The 24,127-nt window shown below is 61.1% G+C and carries 21 protein-coding genes; 9 read left to right on the forward strand and 12 right to left on the reverse strand.

The window, feature by feature from the left end; genetic code table 11:
• Positions 1–110 precede the first annotated feature (110 nt).
• The 3 genes from ACW9IN_RS22555 to ACW9IN_RS22565 all read right to left on the reverse strand — a co-directional run bounded on the left by ACW9IN_RS22555 (position 111) and on the right by ACW9IN_RS22565 (position 2,257).
• Positions 111–989: a carboxylate/amino acid/amine transporter gene (locus tag ACW9IN_RS22555; RefSeq protein ID WP_457367884.1), complete on the reverse strand. Its 879-nt coding sequence runs from the start codon at positions 987–989 to the stop codon at positions 111–113.
• 202 nt (positions 990–1,191) lie between these two features.
• Positions 1,192–1,791 carry an FMN-dependent NADH-azoreductase gene (locus ACW9IN_RS22560; RefSeq protein ID WP_457367885.1) on the reverse strand — a complete coding sequence of 200 codons (600 nt, stop codon included), beginning with the start codon at positions 1,789–1,791 and terminating at the stop codon, positions 1,192–1,194.
• Between the two features lie 151 nt (positions 1,792–1,942).
• The gene (locus ACW9IN_RS22565) at positions 1,943–2,257 is read right to left on the reverse strand and encodes a 3-phosphoglycerate kinase (protein WP_457367886.1); all 315 of its coding nucleotides are present in this window, start codon (positions 2,255–2,257) and stop codon (positions 1,943–1,945) included.
• A 49-nt stretch (positions 2,258–2,306) separates the two neighbouring features.
• On the opposite strand from ACW9IN_RS22565, the gene ACW9IN_RS22570 reads away from it, so the two are divergent.
• The 5 genes from ACW9IN_RS22570 to aqpZ all read left to right on the forward strand — a co-directional run bounded on the left by ACW9IN_RS22570 (position 2,307) and on the right by aqpZ (position 7,415).
• Positions 2,307–3,230, forward strand: coding sequence for a LysR family transcriptional regulator (locus tag ACW9IN_RS22570; RefSeq protein WP_457367887.1), 924 nt, complete (start codon positions 2,307–2,309; stop codon positions 3,228–3,230).
• Positions 3,231–3,244: 14 nt separating this feature from the next.
• A complete protein-coding gene (locus tag ACW9IN_RS22575; protein ID WP_457367888.1) occupies positions 3,245–4,048 on the forward strand; it encodes an alpha/beta fold hydrolase in 804 nt (267 codons plus the stop codon).
• Between the two features lie 3 nt (positions 4,049–4,051).
• A complete protein-coding gene (locus ACW9IN_RS22580) occupies positions 4,052–4,615 on the forward strand; it encodes a peptidylprolyl isomerase (protein ID WP_457367889.1) in 564 nt (187 codons plus the stop codon).
• Between the two features lie 81 nt (positions 4,616–4,696).
• On the forward strand, positions 4,697–6,529 hold the full coding sequence (locus ACW9IN_RS22585) for an ABC transporter ATP-binding protein (protein ID WP_457367890.1): 1,833 nt from the start codon (positions 4,697–4,699) through the stop codon (positions 6,527–6,529).
• Positions 6,530–6,713: 184 nt separating this feature from the next.
• Positions 6,714–7,415: an aquaporin Z gene (gene aqpZ / locus ACW9IN_RS22590; protein WP_457367891.1), complete on the forward strand. Its 702-nt coding sequence runs from the start codon at positions 6,714–6,716 to the stop codon at positions 7,413–7,415.
• Positions 7,416–7,472: 57 nt separating this feature from the next.
• Here aqpZ and ACW9IN_RS22595 read toward each other — a convergent pair whose 3' ends face one another.
• From ACW9IN_RS22595 to ACW9IN_RS22605, 3 genes are all read right to left on the reverse strand, one after another.
• Positions 7,473–7,721, reverse strand: coding sequence for a BrnA antitoxin family protein (locus ACW9IN_RS22595; RefSeq protein ID WP_457367892.1), 249 nt, complete (start codon positions 7,719–7,721; stop codon positions 7,473–7,475).
• The gene (locus ACW9IN_RS22600; RefSeq protein ID WP_457367893.1) at positions 7,699–7,977 is read right to left on the reverse strand and encodes a BrnT family toxin; all 279 of its coding nucleotides are present in this window, start codon (positions 7,975–7,977) and stop codon (positions 7,699–7,701) included. Before ACW9IN_RS22600 ends, ACW9IN_RS22595 begins: the two co-directional genes overlap by 23 nt.
• A gap of 77 nt (positions 7,978–8,054) precedes the next feature.
• Positions 8,055–9,179: a GNAT family N-acetyltransferase gene (locus ACW9IN_RS22605; protein WP_457367894.1), complete on the reverse strand. Its 1,125-nt coding sequence runs from the start codon at positions 9,177–9,179 to the stop codon at positions 8,055–8,057.
• Between the two features lie 283 nt (positions 9,180–9,462).
• Between ACW9IN_RS22605 and ACW9IN_RS22610 the strand changes: the two genes are divergently transcribed.
• Entirely contained in the window at positions 9,463–10,785 is a 1,323-nt protein-coding gene (locus ACW9IN_RS22610) for a putative porin (RefSeq protein ID WP_457367895.1), read from the forward strand.
• Between the two features lie 149 nt (positions 10,786–10,934).
• Here ACW9IN_RS22610 and ACW9IN_RS22615 read toward each other — a convergent pair whose 3' ends face one another.
• The 5 genes from ACW9IN_RS22615 to aceK all read right to left on the reverse strand — a co-directional run bounded on the left by ACW9IN_RS22615 (position 10,935) and on the right by aceK (position 18,987).
• Positions 10,935–11,180 (reverse strand): anti-sigma factor family protein, encoded by a 246-nt coding sequence (locus ACW9IN_RS22615; protein WP_457367896.1) that lies wholly within the window; start codon positions 11,178–11,180, stop codon positions 10,935–10,937.
• Positions 11,174–11,788 carry an RNA polymerase sigma factor gene (locus tag ACW9IN_RS22620; RefSeq protein ID WP_457367897.1) on the reverse strand — a complete coding sequence of 205 codons (615 nt, stop codon included), beginning with the start codon at positions 11,786–11,788 and terminating at the stop codon, positions 11,174–11,176. Before ACW9IN_RS22620 ends, ACW9IN_RS22615 begins: the two co-directional genes overlap by 7 nt.
• 130 nt (positions 11,789–11,918) lie before the next feature.
• Positions 11,919–13,040 (reverse strand): beta-ketoacyl-ACP synthase III, encoded by a 1,122-nt coding sequence (locus tag ACW9IN_RS22625; protein WP_457367898.1) that lies wholly within the window; start codon positions 13,038–13,040, stop codon positions 11,919–11,921.
• Positions 13,041–13,289: 249 nt separating this feature from the next.
• Positions 13,290–17,201 (reverse strand): ATP-dependent RNA helicase HrpA, encoded by a 3,912-nt coding sequence (hrpA, locus tag ACW9IN_RS22630; protein WP_457367899.1) that lies wholly within the window; start codon positions 17,199–17,201, stop codon positions 13,290–13,292.
• 70 nt (positions 17,202–17,271) lie between these two features.
• A complete protein-coding gene (gene aceK, locus ACW9IN_RS22635) occupies positions 17,272–18,987 on the reverse strand; it encodes a bifunctional isocitrate dehydrogenase kinase/phosphatase (RefSeq protein ID WP_457367900.1) in 1,716 nt (571 codons plus the stop codon).
• A 402-nt stretch (positions 18,988–19,389) separates the two neighbouring features.
• Here aceK and ACW9IN_RS22640 point away from each other — a divergent pair, with 402 nt between their 5' ends.
• Both ACW9IN_RS22640 and ACW9IN_RS22645 read left to right on the forward strand, forming a co-directional pair.
• Positions 19,390–21,000, forward strand: a complete 1,611-nt coding sequence (locus ACW9IN_RS22640) for a methyl-accepting chemotaxis protein (protein WP_457367915.1) — start codon at positions 19,390–19,392, stop codon at positions 20,998–21,000.
• A 64-nt stretch (positions 21,001–21,064) separates the two neighbouring features.
• On the forward strand, positions 21,065–21,961 hold the full coding sequence (locus tag ACW9IN_RS22645; RefSeq protein WP_457367901.1) for a DMT family transporter: 897 nt from the start codon (positions 21,065–21,067) through the stop codon (positions 21,959–21,961).
• A gap of 33 nt (positions 21,962–21,994) precedes the next feature.
• Here ACW9IN_RS22645 and ACW9IN_RS22650 read toward each other — a convergent pair whose 3' ends face one another.
• Positions 21,995–22,855: a DMT family transporter gene (locus ACW9IN_RS22650; RefSeq protein ID WP_457367902.1), complete on the reverse strand. Its 861-nt coding sequence runs from the start codon at positions 22,853–22,855 to the stop codon at positions 21,995–21,997.
• 419 nt (positions 22,856–23,274) lie between these two features.
• On the opposite strand from ACW9IN_RS22650, the gene ACW9IN_RS22655 reads away from it, so the two are divergent.
• Positions 23,275–24,066: a CPBP family intramembrane glutamic endopeptidase gene (locus ACW9IN_RS22655; RefSeq protein WP_457367903.1), complete on the forward strand. Its 792-nt coding sequence runs from the start codon at positions 23,275–23,277 to the stop codon at positions 24,064–24,066.
• Positions 24,067–24,127 lie beyond the last annotated feature (61 nt).

Here is a 24,127-nt window from a genome sequence, read left to right on the forward strand (position 1 = left end):
CGCAGCCCTAGGAACCTCCACTCCCGTGCGACACGAAACGGTGACGAGACTAGGTTATGTGACGGCCCCGCTTTGCGGGGCCTCCTCGTTTCTGGCGATTCAACTTTTTGCTACGACACTTTTTTCGCTGCTCCCCTGCTCGGTTGCTGGCCCAACCGACTGATCCACACCGCCCCCAGAATCACCAGACCGCCCAGCGCCAATCGACCCAACGGCTCGTGCTGGTTCCAGATCAGCAGGTTCAGCAACAGGCCCACCGGCACATGCAGGTTGTTCATCACCGCCAGGGTACCGCCGTTGACCAGGCAGGCGCCCTTGTTCCACCAGTACATGCCCAGCGCCGTGCTGACCAGGCCGAGGAATACCAGCACGCCCCATTGCAGGGGGGCTTCGGGCAGGAAGTTGGCCTTGCCGAACAACAGAAATGCCGGCAGCACCACGATCAGGGCGCCGAGGTAGAAGTAGCCGAAACGACGGTAGTGCGGCAAGTCGCTGGGGTAGCGCGCCACCAGGTGCTTGTACATCACCTGCCCGGCGGCGTAGGTGAAATTGGCCAGTTGCAGCAACAGGAAGCCCATGAGGAAGTTCGGGGTGATCTGGTCAAAACGAATCACCGCCGCGCCGCCCACCGCCACCAGCGCTGCAACCAGTGCCCAGGGATTGAAGCGCCGGTTGAGGGCATCTTCGATCAGGGTCACGTGCAACGGCGTAAGAATGGTGAACAGCAACACCTCGGGCACCGTGAGTACGCGAAAGCTCAGGTACAGGCACACGTAGGTCACGCCGAACTGCAACGCGCCGATCATCAGCATGCCGCGCATGAAGGCCGGCTCCACCGCACGCCAGCGTGTCAGCGGGATAAACACCAGCCCGGCCAGCACCACACGCACCAGCACCGCGAAATAACTGTCGACGTGACCGGCGAGGTATTCGCCGATCAAGCTGAAGGAAAATGCCTGAATCAGGGTGACAACCAGTAGATAGCCCATGCGCGCCTCGTTTCGAATGGGCGGGACATTAAAGCTTTTCGGCGTTTGACGAAACTCGGGGCAAAAAAAACCCGACCTCGCTAAAGCGTCAGTCGGGCAGGAGCACTCAGGAGCTACAAGTGCAAAGGGAGGTTCGTACGCGTACTTGAAGGGTTGGCGTGGGGTTAGATAAACACCGCGCGATTATCTGACGATTAACGGTTCAGGCGACCTGTGCCAACAGCGCCTTGGCATGGTTGATGCCCTTCTCCTGGAAGTCTCCGCTCAGGTTCACCCCTTCGGCGTGAATGAAGGTGACGTCGTGGATACCGATAAAGGCCATTACCTGGCGCAGGTAGGGTTCCTGATGGTCAGAGCTGGCGCCGGTATGAATGCCACCACGGGCGGTGAGCACGATGGCACGCTTGCCGGTCAACAAGCCCTGAGGGCCGGTCGCGGTGTATTTGAAGGTCACGCCGGCACGCAGTACATGGTCCAGCCAAGCCTTGAGGGTGCTGGGAATTGCAAAGTTGTACATCGGCGCGGCCAGTACCAGCACGTCGGCGGCGAGCAATTCGTCGGTCAATTCATTGGAGCGGTCCAGGGACACTTGTTCACTGTCGTTGCGCTCTTCGGCGGGCTTCATCCAACCGCCCAGCAGGTCGGCGTCCAGATGCGGGACCGGGTTGCTGGCCACGTCACGCACGGTGATCTGATCCGCCGGGTGGGCGGCTTGCCATTGGCTGATGAACTGCTGAGTCAGCTGGCGGGAAATCGAACCCTGCTGGCGGGCGCTGCTTTCGATGATCAGAACATTGGACATGGCGTTGTAGGCTCCATCTGTAATTGCTGTAAGTCGATGGAGTGAAGATTAAACAGAGCCAATTCGATTAAAAAGCGCAAAAAACTGCTATAAACCATCTAGAAATTTGCTTATAAGCGGAGTATTCCTGAGGGCATGCTCCGCTTGCGCTTTATTTGGGCGAGCAGGCCAAGGCGATACGCATCTTGATGATGGCGCGGTTGAACTTGACCGTGGTGTTGGTGCTTTTGCCCGCCGGCACCGTGACCGTACGGCGCCGCGGTGATTCCGGGCCATTGGTGAAGGTTACCGAGCACAGCGCATCGTTGGTGCCGTAGTTATTCAGTTGGATCGAGCTGATATCGCCGTCCACGTCGGAAGCGGTGTAGTCCACGCTGACGCCGTCGATTTTTTTCGTGACATCGATGGGGTAGGCAAACGCACTCATTGGCAGCAGCACCAGCAGCAAATAACAGAATTTTCTCATTCGGCAGTCTCCAATAAAGGCTGTCAGCTTAGGACAAGAGGAGCTCATCTTGAAAGCGCCCCGCGTTACCCTCGATCAATGGCGCACATTGCAAGCCGTGGTCGACCATGGCGGCTTCGCCCAGGCGGCCGAAGCGCTGCACCGTTCGCAATCCTCGGTGAGCTACACCGTGGCCCGCATGCAGGATCAGCTCGGCGTGCCGCTGCTGCGTATCGACGGGCGCAAGGCCGTGCTCACCGAAGCAGGCGAAGTGCTGCTGCGCCGCTCCCGCCAGTTGGTGAAAAACGCCAGCCAGCTCGAAGACCTCGCCCACCATATGGAACAGGGCTGGGAAGCCGAGGTACGCCTGGTGGTGGACGCCGCCTACCCTAACGCACGCCTGGTGCGCGCCCTCACCGCGTTCATGCCGCAGAGCCGTGGCTGCCGCGTGCGGCTGCGTGAAGAGGTGCTCTCCGGCGTTGAAGAGTTGTTGATGGAAGGTGTGGCGGACCTGGCGATCTCCGGCTTCAGCATCCCGGGTTACCTGGGTACGGAAATGAGCGACGTGGAGTTCGTCGCCGTGGCCCATCCCGACCACGCCCTGCACCGCATGAATCGCGAGCTGAGTTTCCAGGACCTGGAAAGCCAGATGCAGGTGGTGATCCGCGACTCCGGTCGCCAGCAACCCCGCGACGTGGGCTGGCTTGGCGCCGAACAGCGCTGGACCGTCGGCAGCCTGGCCACCGCCGCCACCTTCGTCGGCAGCGGCCTGGGCTTTGCCTGGCTACCCCGGCACATGATCGAACGCGAACTCGCCGAAGGCGTACTCAAGCAGCTACCCTTGGAACAGGGCGGCAGCCGCCATCCCACGTTCTATCTGTATTCGAACAAGGACAAACCCCTGGGGCCGGCGACGCAGATCCTCGTCGAACTGCTGCGCACTTTTGATACCGCTCCCCTGGACGCACCTTTCGCCGCCCCACAGCAAGCCTGAAACGGAGTTCATGCATGGCCTGGTTCGACCATGAAGGCTGCACCCTGCACTACGAGGAATATGGCCACGGCAACCCGTTGATCCTGATCCACGGCCTGGGCTCCAGCAGTCAGGACTGGGAATTGCAGATCCCGGTGCTGGCCCGGCATTACCGCCTGATCGTGGTGGATGTGCGTGGCCATGGTCGCTCCGACAAACCCCGCGAGCGCTACAGCATCCAGGGGTTCACTTTCGACTTGATTGCGCTGATCGAACACCTGAACCTGCCGCCCGCCCACGTGGTGGGTTTGTCCATGGGTGGCATGATCGCCTTTCAACTGGCCGTGGACGAACCCGCCCGGGTGCGCAGCCTGTGCATCGTCAACAGCACGCCCGAGGTCAAGGTGCGCAGCCCGGGCGATTACTGGCAATGGACCAAGCGCTGGAGCCTGGCGCGCCTGCTCAGCCTGGCCACCATTGGCAAGGCCTTGGGTGATCGATTGTTCCCCGAGCCGGAACAAGCCGACCTGCGCCGCAAGATGGCCGAGCGCTGGGCAAAGAACGACAAACGTGCTTATCTCGCCAGCTTCGACGCGATTGTGGGCTGGGGCGTACAGGAACGACTCTCCAAAATCGCCTGTCCAACACTGGTCATCAGCGCCGACCACGACTACACCCCCGTGGCGCACAAAGAAAACTATGTAAAACTGCTGCCCGATGCGCGGCTGGTGGTCATCGAGGATTCCCGCCACGCCACGCCCTTGGATCAACCCGAAGTCTTTAACGCTACCCTGCTCGATTTTCTAAAGACAGTCGAAACCACTACCCAGGATCACTGACCCATGTTGAAAAAAATCGCCTTCTTCGCCGGCTCCGTACTGTTCGCAGCCAACCTGATGGCGGCCGAGCCCGTCAAGGCTCAGCACGTACTCCTGACCACCACCAACGGCGACATCGAAATCGAACTGGACCCGGTCAAGGCGCCGATCAGTACCAAGAATTTCCTGGCCTATGTGGACAAGGGCTTCTACAGCAACACGATCTTCCACCGTGTGATCCCGGGCTTCATGGTTCAGGGCGGCGGGTTCAACGCGCAGATGTCGCAAAAACCGACCGACGCGCCGATCAAGAACGAAGCCAGCAACGGCCTGCACAACGTACGTGGCACCCTGTCGATGGCGCGCACCAATGACCCGAACTCGGCCACCAGCCAGTTCTTCATCAACGTGGCCGACAACGCCTTTCTCGACCCGGGCCGCGATGCCGGCTACGCCGTGTTCGGCAAGGTCGTGAAGGGCATGGATGTGGTCGACATCATCGTCAACTCCCAGACCACGACCAAACAGGGCATGCAGAACGTGCCAATCGATCCTGTGTACATCAAGTCGGCCAAGCGCATCGACTGAGGTAGCAGGTAGCTCCGCGCGCCGCCCACAAGGCCGCGCGCGCATTTGAAAGGAGAGCCCGCCCGGCGGGCGTCAACCCTAATGCTCTATCGTCGTTTCGAACAACTGATCGATATCTTCCGCGCGCCCCCCAGCGCGGCTCCTCCCGATACCGTCCTGCCCTTCTACCTCTACTACCTGCGCCAGGTATGGCCGCACTTCGCCACTTTGCTGGTGGTGGGCCTGATCGGCGCGCTGATCGAGGTGGCACTGTTCAGCTACCTCAGCCGCATCATCGACCTGGCCCAGGGCACGCCGCCCGTCGATTTTTTCCAGCTGCACAGTGCCGAGCTGATCTGGATGGCCGTGGTCGCCCTGCTGCTGCGCCCGATCTTCGGCGCCCTGCATGACCTGCTGGTGCACCAGACCATCAGCCCCGGCATGACCAGCCTGATCCGCTGGCAGAACCACAGCTACGTGCTCAAGCAGAGCCTGAATTTCTTCCAGAACGACTTCGCCGGGCGTATTGCCCAGCGCATCATGCAGACCGGCAACTCCCTGCGCGACTCCGCCGTGGCAGCGGTGGATGCGATCTGGCACGTGGCGATCTATGCGATCAGTTCCCTGGTGCTGTTCGCCGAGGCCGACTGGCGCCTGATGATCCCGCTGATCACCTGGATCATCTGCTACAGCCTGGCACTGCGCTACTTCGTACCCCGGGTGAAAGAGCGTTCGGTGACGTCCTCCGAGGCACGTTCCAAACTGATGGGCCGCATCGTCGACGGCTACACCAACATCACCACCTTGAAGCTGTTCGCTCACACCCACTACGAGCAGGAATACGCCAAGGAAGCAATCATCGAGCAGACCGAGAAAACCCAGCTGGCCAGCCGCGTGGTCACCAGCATGGACATCGTGATCACCAGCATGAACGGCCTGCTGATCGTCACCACCACCGGCCTTGCGCTGTGGTTGTGGACCCAATCGCTGATTTCCACGGGTGCGATTGCCCTGGCTACCGGCCTGGTGATCCGCATCGTCAACATGTCCGGCTGGATCATGTGGGTGGTCAACGGCATTTTCGAAAACATCGGCCAAGTGCAGGACGGTCTCAAGACCATCGCCCAGCCGCTGGCCGTGATCGACCGCGACAACGCGCCGCGCCTGAACGTGCCCCACGGCGAAGTGCGCTTCGAACAGGTGGATTTCCACTACGGCAAGCAAAGCGGGATCATTGGCGGCCTCAACCTGGAAATCAAGGCCGGTGAAAAGATCGGCCTGATCGGTCCCTCAGGCGCGGGCAAGTCGACCCTGGTCAACCTGTTGCTGCGTCTGTACGACCTGCAAGGCGGGCGCATCCTGATCGACGGCCAGAACATTGCCGAAGTTGCCCAGGAAACCCTGCGCGAACAGATCGGCATGATCACCCAGGACACCTCGTTGCTACACCGCTCGATCCGCGACAACCTGCTGTACGGCAAGCCTGGCGCTACCGACGAAGAGCTCATGGCTGCCGTGCACAAGGCCCGCGCCGATGAATTCATCCCGTTGCTGTCGGACGCTGAAGGCCGCACCGGGCTGGATGCCCACGTGGGTGAACGTGGCGTGAAACTCTCCGGCGGGCAGCGCCAGCGCATCGCCATTGCCCGGGTGCTGCTCAAGGACGCACCGATCCTGATCATGGACGAAGCCACCTCGGCCCTGGACTCGGAGGTGGAAGCCGCGATCCAGGAAAGCCTGGAAACGCTGATGCAGGGCAAGACCGTCATCGCCATCGCCCACCGCTTGTCGACCATCGCACGGATGGACCGCCTGGTGGTGCTGGAGAAGGGCCAGATCGCCGAGAGCGGCAGCCATGCCGAGCTGCTGGCGCACAAGGGGCTGTACGCGCGGCTGTGGCAGCACCAGACGGGAGGGTTTGTCGGAATCGACTGATCGTCGCCTGCTCCAAATAAGCGCCAGCCCCCTGAAACAAAGGGGCCTGGCGCTTTTTCATGAGCTGGATTTGTGTCAAAAGCGTGCTGTAATTGTGTGCAGTGCCCAGAGGGGCGCTGAAGTAAATCTGCAGGGAGCATCACCGATTTACTGATTCGATAGGGATCTATCAAGGACGTGTTGCATGTCTTTGTTCAAACGTTCAGTCACAGAGGGATTGGGTACGTTTTGGCTGGTGTTGGGCGGTTGCGGGAGTGCAGTGTTGGCCGCGGCATTCCCCGCAGTCGGGATCGGATTGTTGGGCGTGTCCCTGGCGTTCGGGCTCACGGTGCTGACCATGGCGTTCGCCATCGGGCATATCAGCGGTTGTCACCTCAACCCGGCCGTGTCGGTGGGGCTGGTCGTGGGCGGAAGGTTTCCGGCCAGGGAGTTACCGGCCTATATCGTCGCCCAAGTCATCGGCGGTGTTGTGGCCGCCGCGTTGTTGTACTTCATTGCCAGCGGCAAGCCCGGGTTTGAACTGGCAGGCGGCCTGGCGTCCAACGGCTATGGCGAGCATTCGCCGGGCGGTTATTCGATGGTGGCGGGGTTTGTCTGTGAGTGGGTGATGACGGCGATGTTCGTGCTGATCATCCTCGGCGCCACTGACCGTCGCGCCCCGGCGGGCCTGGCGCCCATCGCCATCGGCCTGGCCCTGACACTCATCCACCTGATCTCCATTCCCGTCACCAACACCTCGGTCAACCCGGCCCGCAGTACCGGCCCGGCGTTGATCGTGGGCGGGTGGGCGATCCAGCAGTTGTGGTTGTTCTGGCTCGCGCCGATCCTCGGCGCGGTGGTCGGCGGTGTGACCTACCGATGGCTCGGCAAGGAGGACTCGGCCTGACGTAAAACGGGTTCAGCCCTGCCGATAAGGCAGGGCTGCCTTGAATAGAGCGGGACCTTAGCCTTGATGGGCCTGCATGTACTGGCGCAACAGCTGATTGATTCGCGTCTGGTAGCCAGCTCCCTGCCCCTTGAACCACTCCAGAACATCCGCATCAAGCCTGATAGTCACTGCCTGCTTCACCGGAACACGCAATTCGGCACGCCGGAAAAACTCAGCGTCCAGCTCAGGGATATCGCTGGTATCGATGTCCTCATCATTCATCTTGGCCAAGCGCTCCCAATCAGTTTTCGATGTTTGCGTCATAGTAATTGGCCTCCCTCTTGGTTGCTTTTCGGGCGGAGATGATACGAATCACATCACCACGCCGCTCGGTGTATACGACCACACCCATTAACAATTTGATCCAACCAATACTGACCCATCGCTCTTCCCCATAATCCACTCGATCATCACGCATGGCCAGCATTGGGTGCCGAAAGAGATCAGGAACGTCATTGAAATCGATGCCGTGCTTAACAATATTCGCTCTATTTTTGGCTTCATCCCACTCAAATAGCATGGCACATCCTGTATGTACTTTTGTACATACAGGATAGCGATCCAGATTTTTTCTGCCCTCAACACCAGACCAGCGGTTCAGGCCTGCCGATAAGGCAGGGCTGCCCTCGCCTCTTCGGCATACGCCAGCACGCCCACACGTTCACGCTCCAGGAAATCCTCAACGGCATTCTTCAACCCCGGGTGACGCAGGTAGTGCCACGAGCGCGTGATCACCGGTTCAAACCCACGGATCAATTTGTGCTCACCCTGCGCGCCCGCATCGAAACGGTGAAGGCCGTGGGCGATGGCGTAGTCCATGCCCTGATAGAAACAGGTTTCGAAATGCAGGCGGTCGAATTCCGCCAGGCAGCCCCAGTAGCGGCCATAGAAACTGTCGCCGCCGATCAGGCTGAAGGCCATGGCCACCGGGCGATTGCCCTGTTTTGACAGCACCACGCGGATCGCCTCGGGCATACGCTCGGCCAGCAGACTGAAAAATGCGCGGGTCAGGTAGGGCGCCTGGCGGCGTACTGCATAGGTATTGGCGTAACAGGCGTAGACAAAATCCCACTGGGCCTCGCTCAACTCATGGCCTTGCAGCCATTCGAACTCGATGCCCTGCCCCGCCACCTGCTCACGTTCCTTGCGCATCTGTTTGCGCTTGCGTGAACTCAGGGCGTCGAGGAAGTCCTGGAAGTCACGGTAATCACGGTTTTGCCAGTGATACTGACACCCCACGCGCTGCAACCAACCCGATTGCGCGGCCAGTGCCTCATCGGCCAATGCATCGGTGAAGTTGATGTGGGCGCTGGAGAGCCCTTCGATTTCCAGATAGCCCGGCAGGCTCTTCAGCAGCTCGAAGCCGTCCTGGGCATTGGCCGCCAACAGGCGCGGCCCGCTCACGGGGCTGAACGGCACCGCGACCAGCAGCTTGGGGTAATAGTCGATACCGGCGCGCTCGCAGGCATCCGCCCATGCGTGATCGAACACATATTCGCCATAGGAATGCCATTTGCGATAACCAGGCAAGGCCGCCACCAGCCGATCGCCTTCACGGTGCAGCAAATGCTCGGGGCGCCAACCCGATTGCGGGCCCAGGCTGGCGCTGTCTTCCAGCGTACTGAGGAAGGCGTGCCGCACAAAAGGCTGGCTATCCGGAACCAGGGCGTCCCACTCCTGCGGGGCGATTTCGGACAGGCTGTCCAGGCGTTGCAGCGGCATCGGCATCCTCACTACGTCATGGCGTGAAAGCTTGGCGAGTATCGCTTATCACGGCCCTTCACACACCCTCGAATCGCACGACAGGGTCACAGCCCAATAGTTCCAAACCTAAAGAATTTGTCATCTAGATGACATCAGATAGCCACTGCTGCGTCATAAACGATCGTGATACTGACGCCTGTTTTTAGAGCGCCTGGTTCTACCAGGCGGCTATTTTTCCGTCCGTCATCGGTCGGTTGTGTCCTGGATGGTTTGCCATCCCTCCTCACTTTCGGAGATTGATATGCGTCTTGCTTCCACCAAAACTGCGGCGGTCCTGTGCGGCGGCCTGTTACTGGCCCTGAGCGTTCCGGCCAGCGCCGCAGTCGACGCCAAGTTGCTCGACATGCTCAAGGCCAACGGCCAGATCACTTCGGCGCAGTACACCGAGCTGCAAGCGGAACTGGCCAAGGATCAGAAAGAAAAGCAGATCGCACAACAAGCTCAACAAGAGACCAACGAGCAGATCGCGGCCACCGCGAAGAAAACCAACGAGTTGAGCAGCTTCGACCAGAAGCTGGCCTGGGCCGCGAAGACCCAGTTCAAGGGTGACGTACGTTTCCGTCAGGAAACCGTGAAGATCCAGGGCGAATCCAATAACGGCGGCCGCGACAAGGATCGTCAGCGCATCCGTGCACGCCTGGGCGCTTACACCGAGATCAACTCCCAGGTCGACACCGGTATCCGTATCGCCACCGGCAGCAGCGACGACGCCCGCTCCACCAACCAGGACCAGGACAACTACTTCGACAAGAAGTCGATCTGGCTGGACCTCGGCTACATCGACTACCACCCCGACCAAATCAAGAACCTGCACGTGATTGGCGGCAAGATGCTGCAACCGTGGGTCAACATGGGCGACGTGATCTGGGATAGCGACATCAACCCGGAAGGTCTGGCACTGACCTACAAATACCCGCTGGGTAGCAGCGCCGAGCTGTTCGGCAGCATCGGTAACTACAACCTCAAGGACAACGTCGACGGCGACGGCGTGCAGTTCCGCCACGACCTGCGCCTGACATCCGGCCAGTTGGGTACCCGTTTCTCGGTGACCGACAACCTGAAACTGACCCTGGGCGGCAGCGTCTATGCCTACCAGAACGACAAGGACAGCCGCTGCACCACGACCACCACGCCATGCGCACTGGCCGTAAACGGCAACTCGGCCGACAACCAGTTCCGCCTGTACGAAGGTTTTGCCCAGGCCGACATCGGTGGCCTGGCGGTGCCTCTGGCGTTCTACGGCCAGTACGTGAAGAACAACGATGCCGTAACCGACCAAGACACCGCCTGGTTGCTGGGTGCCAAGTCCAAAGTGTTCGGTTTCAACCTGGACTACAACTACCGCGACATTCAGCGTAACGCTGTAGTGGGTGCCTTCACCGACTCGGACTTCGCCAACGGCACCACCGGTTCCCGTGGCCACAAGTTCAAGGTCAGCTACGACATCGACAAGAACTTCGCCCTGGGCGCCACGTACTTCCTGACCAAGGCTGACTTCTCCAGCCGTACTCAGCGTGATGCCAACACCAACACCCTGCAGTTGGATGCCGAAGCCAAGTTCTAAGAACGATAACGGTAAGTTTCAAGCTACAAGCTTCAAGGACGAGCGTGTCACTGGCAGCTTCAAGCTAACCGCTTGAGGCTGCTTCTTAAACAGTCTTGCGTGGGTGGAGCGGTCCCCATCATCCGTCCGGTCCACCTACGCGAGCCTGCTTATTCCCCACCTTTGTGATCCTTGAGCCGCTCTTGCGCCAACTGCTGCGCCAAGGCCTCCACACCCTCTACCGGCTCATCCGGCATGATCTTCAGCGTCGCCTGCATCAGGCGCATCTGACGGATAAACCGTCGGCAGTTGGGGCAGAACATCAAGTGATGACGCACCAGCAGACGCTCGCGAAAGGTCAGTTGCCCGTCGAGATAGTCACTGGAACGCGCCACTTGTTCTTTACAGGTCAACATTCGCCCGTTTCCTCAAAATGCTCCACCGTGGCAAAGACTTTAAGCCGTGCTCGATGCAACAGCACACGGACATTGGAGAGCGAGAGCGTCAGAAGATTACAAATCTCCTCCAACTCCAGCCCCTGGCGCTCACGCAACAACAGCACGCTGCTTTGCAGTTCCGACAGACTCAACAACGTATGCTCAAGGCATTTGCGCAGCTCATCCTCGGTCAGCAGGGCTTCCGGGGTGTCCTGATGCCAGGCGTACGGGGCGACGGCCCAGTGGCCGTCATCCGGGGAAAAGCGCTCATCGCCGATGGTACCGTGGGGCGAAGGCAAATCGTCGAGCAGCACCTCGCGCCGGTTCTGCTTGTAACGCCCCTTGGCGGCGTTGGCGGTAATGGTCAGCAGCCAGGTCTTGAGGCTGGAACGCCCTTCGAACCTGGCCAGGTTGCGCACCACCGACAGCCAGGCGTCCTGCACGACTTCATCGGCGTGGCGTTGGCCGACGATGGCATAGGCCACCGCGCGCATGGCGCTCTGGTAAGTACTGACCAATTCCTTGTAGGCCCGCTGCTCACCCTTGAGCAGGCGTTCAAGCAGGTGCGCGTCGTCCGCTGCTGCCATCGTTTACCTCGATCCCACAGTGAAAACCCGATACCTGAGGGAGCTGGCTTGCCTGCGATAGCGGCTGTGAATTCACCCTCGTCATCGCAGGCAAGCCAGCTCCCACCTTGGACATTGGCCGACCGGTAGATCAGCGTTTGCGCAGGATCACGCTGCCGATCGAATAACCCGCGCCAAACGAGCTGAGTACCGCCACCGACCCCTTGGGCAGATCGTCCTGGTAGGTGTGGAACGCAATGACCGAGCCCGCCGAGCTGGTGTTGGCGTAAGTATCGAGGATTACCGGCGCTTCTTCCACCGAGGCTTCGCGTCCCAGCAGTTTCTTCACGATCAAGTGGTTCATGCTCAGGTTGGCCTGGTGCAGCCAGAAGCGCTTCACATCGGCGACGTCCAGCTGGTTTTCCGCCAGGTGCGCGCCGATCAGCTCGGCCACCATCGGGCAAACGTCGCGGAACACCTTGCGGCCTTCCTGTACGAACAGCTTGTCCGGTGCACCGACACCCTCTTCCGCCGTGCGGTTGAGGAAGCCGAAGTTGTTGCGAATATTGTTGGAGAACTGCGTCAGCAGCTTGGTGCTCACCACGTCGAACTGATGGCTGGACGTCGCCAGATCAGCGCGCTCGAGCACCACGGCGGTGGCCGCATCACCAAAGATGAAATGGCTGTCACGGTCGCGGAAATTCAGGTGACCGGTGCAGACTTCCGGGTTGACCATCAGGATCGCCCGCGCTTGCCCCAACTGGATGCTATTGGCGGCGTTCTGAATGCCGAAAGTGGCCGAAGAACAGGCTACGTTCATGTCGAAACCGAAGCCTTGGATGCCCAAGGCTGCCTGGACTTCAATCGCAATGGCCGGGTAGGCGCGTTGCAGGTTGGAGCAGGCGACGATCACGCCATCGATGTCAGCGGCGGTCTTGCCGGCGCGCTGCAAAGCCTGTTCGGCGGCGCCGACGGCCATCTGGCAGAGTACCGACCATTCGTCGTTGCTGCGTTCGGGCAGGCGTGGCGCCATGCGCTGCGGGTCGAGAATGCCGTCCTTGTCCATGACAAAGCGGCTCTTGATGCCTGACGCTTTCTCGATAAAGGCCGCGCTGGATTCCGTCAGCGCCTGCACTTCACCGCGCTCGATGGCATCCGCGTTATCGTTGTTGAACTGCTGCACGTAGGCATTGAAAGACTGCACCAGCTCTTCGTTGGAGATACTGTTGGCGGGGGTATACAGGCCAGTGCCGCTGATGACGACGTTATGCACGGTCGTTCCTCTAAATCTGTCAGGCAGAAGATATTGGTACCGTCGTACCAAACTATAAGTAGTCCGATTCCGCACTGCGGGCACCAAACTGGCAACGCTTTATTCCATCGCGTCGTGGCTTTTCACGACGATCCCGGCATTTATAGCGGCGAAGTTTGCCACAAACCTCGGGATTTCGCGCCATACCCTCAATAAACACGCCCTTGCCGGGATACATCGAACCTGTGGGAGCGGGATTGGTGTTGTATTTCAGGCTTCGACCAGGCCCCACTGCTTACTCAAGCGTTTGTCGGAAATCGGCACCTTGGTCCCCAGCTGTTGGGCAAACAACGACACCCGGTATTCCTCCAGCCACCAGCGGTAAAGCGCCAGCTGGGGATCGCGCTTGCCTTCCTGCGCATGCTTTTTCAGGCGGTTTTCATACTGCGTCCACAGGCCGGACAACTCGCCGCTCCACACCCGGTCCTTCTGCACCTGGCTCGGCAGTTTTTCCAGGCGCAGCTCAACGGCCTTGAGGAAACGTGGCAATTCCTTGAGCCAGTACGCGGGGGTTTCCCGCACGAACCCCGGGTACACCAGGTGGCTCAACTGCTGCTTGATATCGTTCAACGCCACCGCCTGGGCCAGGTCGATCTTGCCTTTGAAGCGCTTTTGCAAACCGTGCCAGAGCTTCAACACCTCCAGGGTCAGGCGTGCCAGGCGCTCGGCGTGCTCGGTCCAACTGCCGCGCTTGCGCTCGGCCAGGGCCGCCAGCCCGGCGCCGTCCCGTGGCAGGCTCGGCTCGCCGTCCAAGATGCAACCGTCAAGGCTGGCCAGCAGAATGTCTTCCACCAGCGCATCGACACGCCCCAGTTCGCGGTACATCAACCCCAGCTCGGTCAGGCCAGGCAGCTTGCCCCGCAGGAACTTGGCCGGTTCGGCCAGTTGCTGCATCAGCAAGCGTTGCAAGGCGCGACGGTGCTGGAACTCGGCCTCGGCAGCGGTAGAGAAACGTCCTTCCTTGACCGTGCCGTTTTCTTCCACCAACGCCGGGTACACCGTCATCGACAAGCCGGCGATCTTCTGCTGGGTGGTTTCGGCCACTGCCGCGAATACCTTGGCCTCAACCGGCTGCTGGCTTTTCGCAGTCTGCGGCACCGCCAGCGCCGCCTGGCTGGCTTCGGCGAAGCGTGCGGTCAGCTCGGCCAGATCGCGACCTTCGCCGAGGAACTTGCCCTGGCCATCGACCACTTCCAGATTCATCTTCAGATGGTTTTCCACCTGCTGCGCGGCCTCGGTCCAAGCGTCGTCGCCCACGCGCGCCCCCGTCATGCGCAGCAGTTCACGGCCCAGCGCCTGGGGCAGCGAACCCTGGCCGAACTCAATGCGTTGCAGCGCCGCCTTGACGAAATCGGGCACCGGCACGAAATTCTTGCGCAGCGCTTTGGGCAAGTTGCGCACCAGGGCGATGCACTTGACTTCGATCACCCCCGGTACCAGCCACTCCAGACGCTCCGGCGGCAACGCCGGCAGCAGCGGTGCCGGCACGCGCAGGGTCACGCCGTCGCGGGGGTGGTTGGGCTCGAAGTGGTAACTCAGGGCCAGCTCCAGGTCGCCCAGGCGCAGGGTGTCCGGGTAGTGCAGCGCCGTGACTTCACTGGCTTCACGGGCCAGCACATCCTCCTCGCGCATGATCAGCAGTTGCGGGTTCTTCTGGCTGTTGACCCGGTACCAACTGTCGAACGTGGCCGTCTGGTGGATCTCGGCGGGCAGGCGCGCATCGTAGAACGCGTACAGGGTTTCCTCGTCGGCCAGGATGTCCCGCCGGCGCGCCTTGGCTTCCAGTTCGTCAAGCTGCTCCAAGAGTTTCTGATTGGCCGCCAGGCACCTGGCCCGCGACTGAATCTCGCCGCGCACCAACCCTTCGCGGATAAACAGCTCGCGGGACACCACCGGATCGATCGGACCGAAATGCACCGGCCGGCGCCCTACCACGATCAACCCGAACAAGGTGATCTGCTCATAGGCCACCACTTGTCCGCGCTTCTTCTCCCAGTGCGGCTCGAAATAGTTTTTCTTGATCAGATGCCCGGCCAGGGGTTCGATCCAGTCGGCGTCGATCTTGGCGACCATGCGCGCATACAGTTTGGTGGTCTCCACCAACTCGGCGGTCATCAGCCATTGCGGGCGCTTCTTGCCGATGCCCGACGACGGATGAATCCAGAAGCGCCGCTGCCGCGCGCCCAGGTAATCACCGTCTTCGGTTTTCTGACCGATCTGGCTCAGCAGGCCGGACAGCACCGCCTTGTGCAATTTCGGGTAATCGGCCGGTTCTTTGTTGATCGCCAGCTGCATATCGCGGCAGATCAGGCTCAACTGGCGATGGGAATCGCGCCACTCGCGCAGGCGCAGGTAATTGAGGAAGTTCTTGCGGCACCAATTGCGCAACGGGCTCGCCGTCAACGCCTGGCGCTGTTCTTCAAAGCCACGCCACAAGTTGACCAGCCCGGCGAAATCCGAGTCGGTGTCCTTCCATTGCGCATGCGCCTGGTCGGCGGCCTGCTGGCGCTCGGGTGGGCGCTCGCGCGGGTCCTGGATCGACATGGCGCTGGCCACGATCAACACCTCCTGCAAACTGCCCAGCTTGGCCGCTTCCAGCAGCATGCGCCCCATGCGCGGGTCCACCGGCAGGCGCGCCAGCTGACGGCCCAACGGCGTGAGCTGGCTATTGCGGTCCACCGCCGAGAGCTCTTGCAGCAGGTTGAAACCGTCACTGATGGCCTTGCCATCCGGCGGCTCGATAAACGGGAAGTCCGTGATTTCGCCAAGGCGCAGGTGCAGCATCTGCAAAATCACCGCCGCGAGGTTGGTGCGCAGGATTTCCGGGTCGGTAAATTCCGGGCGTCCGATAAAATCCTCTTCGCTGTACAACCGCACGCAGATACCCGGCTCGACCCGCCCGCAGCGGCCTTTACGCTGGTTGGCGCTGGCCTGGGAAATCGCTTCGATGGGCAGGCGCTGTACCTTGGCGCGATAGCTGTAGCGGCTGATGCGCGCGGTGCCGCTGTCGATTACGTAGCGAATGCCCGGCACGGTCAGCGAGGTTTCGGCGACGTTGGTCGCCAGCACCACGCGCCGGCCCGGGTGCGACTGGAAAATGCGCTGTTGTTCGGCCGGCGACAGGCGCGCGTACAGCGGCAAAATCTCGGTGTGCTTGAGCTGCGCCTTGCGCAGCATCTCGGCGGCATCGCGGATTTCGCGTTCGCCCGGCAGAAACACCAGCACATCGCCGGGGCTGCGCCGTTCGCTGCGTTCATAAGCGGCAATTTCATCCAGTGCGGCAAGGATCGCCTGGTCGACGGTCAGGTCGTCCTCGACGCGGTTGCCCTCTTCGTCCTGTTCCAGGGTCAGCGGGCGGTACCAGGTTTCCACCGGAAAAGTACGACCCGACACTTCCACGATGGGCGCGTCATTGAAGTGCTTGGAAAAACGCTCCAGGTCGATGGTCGCCGAGGTGATGATGACTTTCAGGTCCGGGCGACGTGGCAGCAGGGTCTTCAAATAGCCGAGCAGGAAGTCGATGTTCAGGCTGCGCTCGTGGGCTTCGTCGACGATGATCGTGTCGTAGCGCTCGAGGTAGCGATCGTTCTGGGTTTCCGCCAGCAGGATGCCGTCGGTCATCAGCTTGATCAGGGTATTGGAGTCGCTCTGATCCTCGAAACGCACCTGGTAGCCGACCAGCGCGCCTAATGGCGTGGCCAGTTCCTCGGCCACCCGGCTGGCCACGCTGCGCGCTGCGATACGGCGCGGCTGGGTATGGCCGATCAGGCCGAACTGGCCGCGACCGATTTCCAGGCAGATCTTGGGCAACTGCGTGGTTTTACCCGAGCCGGTTTCGCCGGCAATGATCAATACCTGATGCTTGAGCAGCGCATCCTTGATTTCGTCACGCTTGGCGGCGATGGGCAGGCTGTCGTCATACCGAATCGCCGGCACACTGTCACGCCGCGCCGTGACCTGGGCACAAGACGCCTGCATGCGCGCGACCCACTGCGCGAGCTTTTCCTCATCGGGCTTCTTGCGCAGCTCGAGCAACTGACGCCGCAACCGGTGGCGGTCGGCGAGCAGGGCATGGTCGAGGTTTTTCAGCAGTTGGTCGATAGCGGGCGCTTGGTCTGTCATCAGGTACGTAACGGTCGTCTATTTATGCAGGGGGCGGATTGTCGCAGAAAACCGCCCACCCGCGCGCGCCTCATTCGTTATCGCGGTCCCTGCGCCGGTAAGGGAACACATCGATCACCTTGCCTGCCCGAATCGCCTCTTGCAGGCCCTTCCAGTAGTCGGCGTCATACAACTCGCCGTGCAATTCGTCGAACAGTCTGCGCTGGCTGGCATCGGCAAACAGGAATGGCGGGAACTCTTCGGGGAATACGTCAAGCGGGCCGATGGAGTACCAGGGCTCGGAGGCCATTTCGTCTTCCGGGGTGCGCGGCGGCGGAATGTGGCGGAAGTTGGCCTCGGTCAGAAAGCAGATTTCGTCGTAGTCGTAGAACACCACACGCCCATGGCGGGTGACGCCGAAGTTTTTCAGAAGCATGTCGCCGGGGAAAATATTCGCCGCCGCCAGTTGCTTGATGGCCAGGCCGTAGTCCTCCAGGGCTTCGCGCACCTGGGCTGCGTTGGCGTTGTCCAGGTAGAGGTTGAGCGGGGTCATGCGCCGCTCGGTCCAGCAATGGCGGATGAGCACGGTGTCCCCCTCTACCTCGACGGTGCCGGCAGCGACTTCCAGCAGCTCGGCCAGGCACTCGGGTTCGAACTTGCTCAGGGGAAAACGGAAGTCGGCGAACTCCTGGGTGTCGGCCATGCGCCCCACGCGATCGACACTTTTGACCAGGCGATACTTCTCGATCACGGTGGCGCGGTTGACGTTTTTCGACGGTGAAAAACGGTCCTTGATGATCTTGAAGACCGTGTTGAAGCCCGGCAGGGTGAATACGCTCATGACCATGCCGCGCACGCCAGGGGCCATGATGAAGCGGTCATCGGTGGTGGCCAGGTGGTTGATCAATGCGCGGTAGAACTCTGACTTGCCGTGCTTGTAAAAACCGATGGAGGTATACAGCTCGGCAATGTGCTTGCCCGGCAGGATGCGTCGGAGAAAGCCGATAAATTCCGCCGGTACCGGTACGTCGACCATGAAGTAGGACCGGGTGAACGAAAAGATGATCGACACCTCGGCTTCGTCGGTAATCAGCGCATCGATCTGGATACCCCGGCCTTCGCGGTGCAGCAGCGGAATCACCAGCGGCCATTGTTCATCGCGGGTATAGAGACGGCCAACGAGGTAGGCGCCCTTGTTGCGATACAGCACCGAGGAGAACAGCTCGACATTGAGTTCCGGGTCCTTGCACACCCAGTCCGGCAGGCTTTCGCGCAGTTGCGCTTCAAGGCGGCGCAGGTCGGTGGCCAGGTCCGCGTAGGGCTCGCTGAAACGGTAGTCGGCAAAGATCTGCGCCAGCATCTGCGCGATGTTGCCGTCGGGCGTGTAGGTGCGGGTCTGCGCGGCCCGCGCCCGGCGCAGGCTGGGCCGGGTGGTGTGGATAAACATGCAACCATCGCTGATCAGGTCGTGGCTGAACAGGCCGCAGAAGATCGAGTTGTACCAGGTCTCCGAGAGTTCATCGTCAAAGCGCAGGTCGATCATCCCGATGTAGGCGCTTTTCACCACGGGCCAGGCATCGATGTCGAGCAAGACTGCCTCTTCGAAGTGCGCGCGCAGCCGCGCAGTTACCTCTGCAACCTTCTCTTCATAAAGATTGATGCGCGCCGCCGAAGCCGCCTGCCCCAGTTGCCATTGGGCTTTTTCGAAACGCTCACGGGCACCGTCGGTGATCCGGCGGAAATGCTCACGGTAATCGTCAAAGCCATCGAGGATCATCCGGGCGACGGCGAGGGCGGACTGCGACATGCGGGAAACCTCTGCGGGTATCTGGAGCCTTGAGCTTAGTCAGTGAATGCAGGCGCGAGAAGAGTCACTTCTTGCACAAACCGGAACAAATCCGCGTATTTCGTACATTTGTTTTCAATTTTTTTATTCGACCAATCGGTCAACAAACAAACCTCCAAGTCACCTTTCGTTTTACCCGTACGCCTGCAACGGCGGGGCTTGGCAGGCAGGCGCCGGAAAGCGCTGCACAACCTCGATCGTCTCCACCTCGCGATGCGCGGAATTCCACTAAGGGAAACCCTGATTACGACATTGATGGCACTTTGATATATAGCGCGCCCTCTCCCACCCTAACAAGGTCTGAAGACCGATCCGGGAACAGGTTCTAATCGCCCAAGGAGCATTGAGATGTCATTGAGGAACATGAGGATCGGTCTGCGCGCCAGCCTGAGTTTTGGGGTACTGGCCAGTCTGCTGGTGGTGGTGGGCCTGTTTGGCCTGGGGCAGATGGCCAAGCTGCGGGAGAGCGCGCTGGTTATCGAAGAGTCATGGATGCCCAGCATCGAGAACATCCACGACAGCGCCGCCTATGTGGCCAGCATCCGTCTGGAAGCCCTGCGCCTGGCCACCACCGACGAATCGCGTATCCGCGACAACAGCAAGGTCCTGATCACCCGCCAGCGCAGCGAACTGCAAGCCTTGCTGGACCGCCATGAAACCCTGCTGAGCAGCGACGCCGAACGCGACCTGCTCAAGGTGTTGAAAGGCAACGCGGCCACCTACCTCAGCATCGTCAATCAAATGGTCGCCCTGGTGGACAAAGACCAGCAACAGGAGGCCATTGACCTGCTCAACAGCCGCCTGGCGCCCCAGGGCACGGTCCTCAATCAAAGCCTGGAGGACCTGATCACCTTCAACCAGAAAGGTGTGGAAGCCGCGGCGGATTCAGCCGCGCAGATGTATTCGAGCGCGCAGTGGGTTGTCGGCCTGATCATCGTCATCGCGCTGATTGCCACCCTCCTGCTGGCGTGGTTGCTGACCCGCAGTATCACCGCACCGCTTGGCCAGGCATTGAATGTGGCGCGCACCATCGCCGGCGGTGATCTGAGCCAACCGATCGTGGTGCAGGGCCAGGATGAGCCGGCCCAGTTGCTGACCGCCCTGGCCACCATGCAGACGCAGTTGCAGAGCACCATTCGTGGCATCAGCGAGTCGGCCCAGCAACTGGCCTCGGCCGCCGAAGAGATGAGCTCGGTGATGGAACAGAGCACCCGTGGCTTGCAGGCGCAGAACGATGAGATCGAACAGGCCGCCACCGCCGTCACCGAAATGAGCGCTGCCGTGGATGAAGTGGCGGGCAATGCGGTGTCGAGTGCCGAAGCGTCCCAGGCCTCCGACGAGGACAGCAAACACGGCCACTACCAGATCAGCGAAACCATCAGCTCGATCCAGAACCTGGTGGACGAAGTGCTCGGCGCCTCCAACAAGGCCGAAGGCCTGGCCGTGCAGGCCCAGGACATCAGCAAGGTGCTGGAAGTGATCCGCGGCATCGCCGGGCAAACCAACCTGCTGGCCTTGAATGCAGCCATCGAAGCGGCGCGGGCCGGTGAGGCCGGACGTGGTTTTGCGGTGGTCGCCGATGAGGTGCGCTCCCTGGCGCAACGCACCCAGGACTCCACCGAAGAAATCGAACAGATGATTACCGGCATCCAGCGCGGGACCCAGGACACCGTCGACGCCCTGACCAGCAGCGCCGAACACGCCGGCCAGACCCTGCAACGGGCCAACAGCGCCGGCAGCGCCCTGGAAAAGATCACCGCCGCCATCTCGCAGATCAGCCAGCGCAACCTGGTGATCGCCAGCGCCGCCGAGCAACAGGCGCTGGTGGCACGGGATGTGGACCGCAGCCTGGTGAACATTCGTGACTTGTCCACCCAGACCGCCGCCGGCGCCACGCAAACGTCAGCCGCCAGCCAGGAGCTGTCGCGCCTGGCCGTGGACCTCAACGGGCTGGTCACGCGGTTTGTCGTGTAATCAGTGATTGTGTTGGGCAGGTCTCTGGGCAACACTCGCCGCCTTACTGACGTAGGAGCGCTTCGTGAGACCTGTCGATATTGTGTACCTGCTGGGGCTGGCGGCCGTCTGGGGCGCAAGCTTTCTGTTCATGCGCATCATCGCGCCGGAGATCGGCAGCGTGCCGACGGCGTTTTTCCGCGTGTCGATTGCCGCTGCGGGCTTGCTGGCGATCCTCGCGGTGATGCGGGTGAAGTGGGATTTCCAGGGCAAGTTCAAGACGGTGCTGCTGCTCGGGATGATCAATTCCGGGATCCCGGCGACCCTGTATTCGGTGGCCGCCCAAGTGCTGCCAGCGGGTTATTCGGCGATCTTCAATGCCACCACGCCGCTGATGGGTGTGTTGATCGGCGGACTGTTTTTCAGTGAGCGCATGACGCTGTCGAAAGTCTCGGGGGTGTGCCTGGGCCTGCTGGGGGTGGGCGTGCTGACCCGTGCCGGGCCGGTAGCGTTTGACCTGCACCTGTTGATGGGCGCGCTGGCCTGCCTGCTGGCCACCACCTGCTATGGCTTTGCCGGCTTTCTCGCCCGACGCTGGCTGGACCAGCAAGGTGGGCTGGACAGCCGCCTTTCGGCCCTGGGCAGCATGCTCGGGGCCACACTGTTACTGCTGCCGTTGTTTGTCTACAACGCCATCAGCCATCCGCCTGCCAGTTGGGGCGGCTGGAATGTGTGGCTGTCGTTGCTGGGGCTGGGCCTGGTGTGCACCGCGTTCGCCTACATTCTGTACTTCCGCCTGCTGTCCGCCATCGGCCCGGTGAAGTCGATGACCGTGACCTTCATGATTCCGCCGTTCGGCGTGCTGTGGGGCGCGTTACTGCTCGATGAACCCCTGTCGATGGCGCATCTGTATGGCGGTGTGTTGATTGCGGGCGCGTTGTGGCTGGTGCTGCGACCGGGCAAATTGGCCAAACCGCTGTAGGAACCGGCATGCCGGCTCCTGCAGCGGCATCCATCAGTGTTTGCGGAACACAAACACCAGGCCGATGATGATCAACCCCATCCCCAGCAGGCTCAGCAGCGCCAGCCGGTTGCCGAAGATCAGGTAGTCCATCACCGCCGTCACCGCCGGCACCAGGTAGAACAGACTGGTGACATTCACCAGATTGCCCCGGGCGATGAGGCGGTACAGCAACAGCGTCGCCAGCACGGACACCACCAGCCCCATCCACAGCACCGGCAGGTAAAAGCCGGTGCCGTGTTCAAAATGGAACGGCTGGAACGGTACAAACACCGCACACAGCAGCAGCCCCGCCAGGTACTGCACCGGCAGTGTGCCCAGCGGGTTGTCGGTAATGCGCTTCTGCATGATCGAGCCGAAAGTCATGCTGGCCAGGGCCAGCAGCCCGCACAGCATGCCCGCCAGGGACATGCCGGACACACCGATGCCCTGATAGACCACCATGACCAGCCCCGCCAACCCAAGCCCCAGGCCGAACACGCGGCTCAACGAACGCTGACGCTCCATCAGCACCACAGTGAGGATCGGCTGCACGCCCATGATGGTAGCCATCACCCCCGGCGTGACGTGAAGGTTCAAGGCCAGCAGATAGAAAATCTGATAGGCCCCGAGCAACACCAGCCCGGTCGATACCGCGTAGAGCAAGGGTTTGCCGGGACGCGGCAGCTTCAACCGCAGAACCGGAATCAGCACCACCAAGCCCATCAGGGCAATGGCAAAACGGATCAGCAGAAAGGCAAAGGGTGAAGCGTGGGCCAGGCCCCATTTGGAGAAAATCGCCCCACTGCTCCACAGCAGGACAAACAGGCTCGTCGAGGCCGCCGCGGCCACGGATTGTTTCGAAAGAACAGACATGAATACCACCTGTCATCAGACAAGAAGCCAATTCAGCAAGCGCTGAAACTCAGTAGTGTTTTTGAGGTGGGCAGACGGGAACAGCGATCAGCTGATCAGCCCGAAATGCCAACACCCGGCGGTGATACGACTGCGTACACCGGCGTGCTACTGACAGGAGGTGGGTAATGACTGATCTGCACAGGCTGCTGGTTCCCGCACGGCACGACCGCAGCGTTGACCGCTGAATCGACTACCACTGTGCGCTGGAGAGCTGGCATGGGCTGATCTTGTGTGAAGGGATGAAGACGCGGCGACTATAACCAGCCGCGGATACGTTTTGCAAACACTTCATGAACACCCGCGCGTGGCGGAGTTTTCATGCGGGTCGGCAAGACCCGTCGCTATAATGCCGCCGAGTTTTTTCAAGGATGCTCCCCATGATCGCACTGCCCTGGCTGTACCTGGCGCTTCTTTCCATCGGCTACGTTTTGGCCCTCGCCTACGGGCAACTGGGCGCACTGGCGGCACTGTCCATCGCCCTGCTGTTACTGGCCGGCTACGCCGTGCGCCAGCAACGCACGCCCTGGGCACGCTACCTTGGCCACGGCTTGTTCATCGTGCTGGCATTGGGCCTGGCCATGCACTGGTTACCGGGCTTCTACAACGGTCGCGCCATCGCCCCTCAACGGTTTACCGCTGACGCAGTGCCCTTCTCGATGTACCTGAACCAGGACAAACCGCTGATTGGTTTCTGGCTGCTGCTGGCCTGCCCATGGATCGTGGCGCGGCGCACCTTGCGCCTGTCGATCTGCGTGACCGCACTGGCGTTGACGCTGACGGCCATTGTTGCGCTGGGCCTGGCGAACCTGCTGGGCGTGATCGACTGGGCGCCCAAGTGGCCGGACCAGTCTTGGCTGTGGGTACTCAACAACCTGCTGCTGGTGACCCTGGTGGAGGAAACACTGTTCCGCGGCTACATTCAGGGCGGGCTCAGCCAGCGCCTCAAACACCTACCCTACGGCGAGAACCTGGCGCTGCTGCTGGCTTCGTTGCTGTTCGGCCTGGTGCATGTCGGGGCGGGCTGGTACTGGGTGCTCCTGGCGACGATCGCGGGCATCGGGTATGGCTTGGCCTATCGCTTCGGCGGACTGGGTGCTGCGGTGGCGACGCACTTCGGCTTGAACCTGCTTCACTTCGGTTTGTTTACGTACCCGATGCTGGCCGGCTGATTGTTGCAAAAAATAAGCTAAATAAATGCCTGCAACCGCCGATACCCCCTCAAAGCCTTGC

This window comes from Pseudomonas sp. SDO5271_S396 (assembly GCF_054071795.1).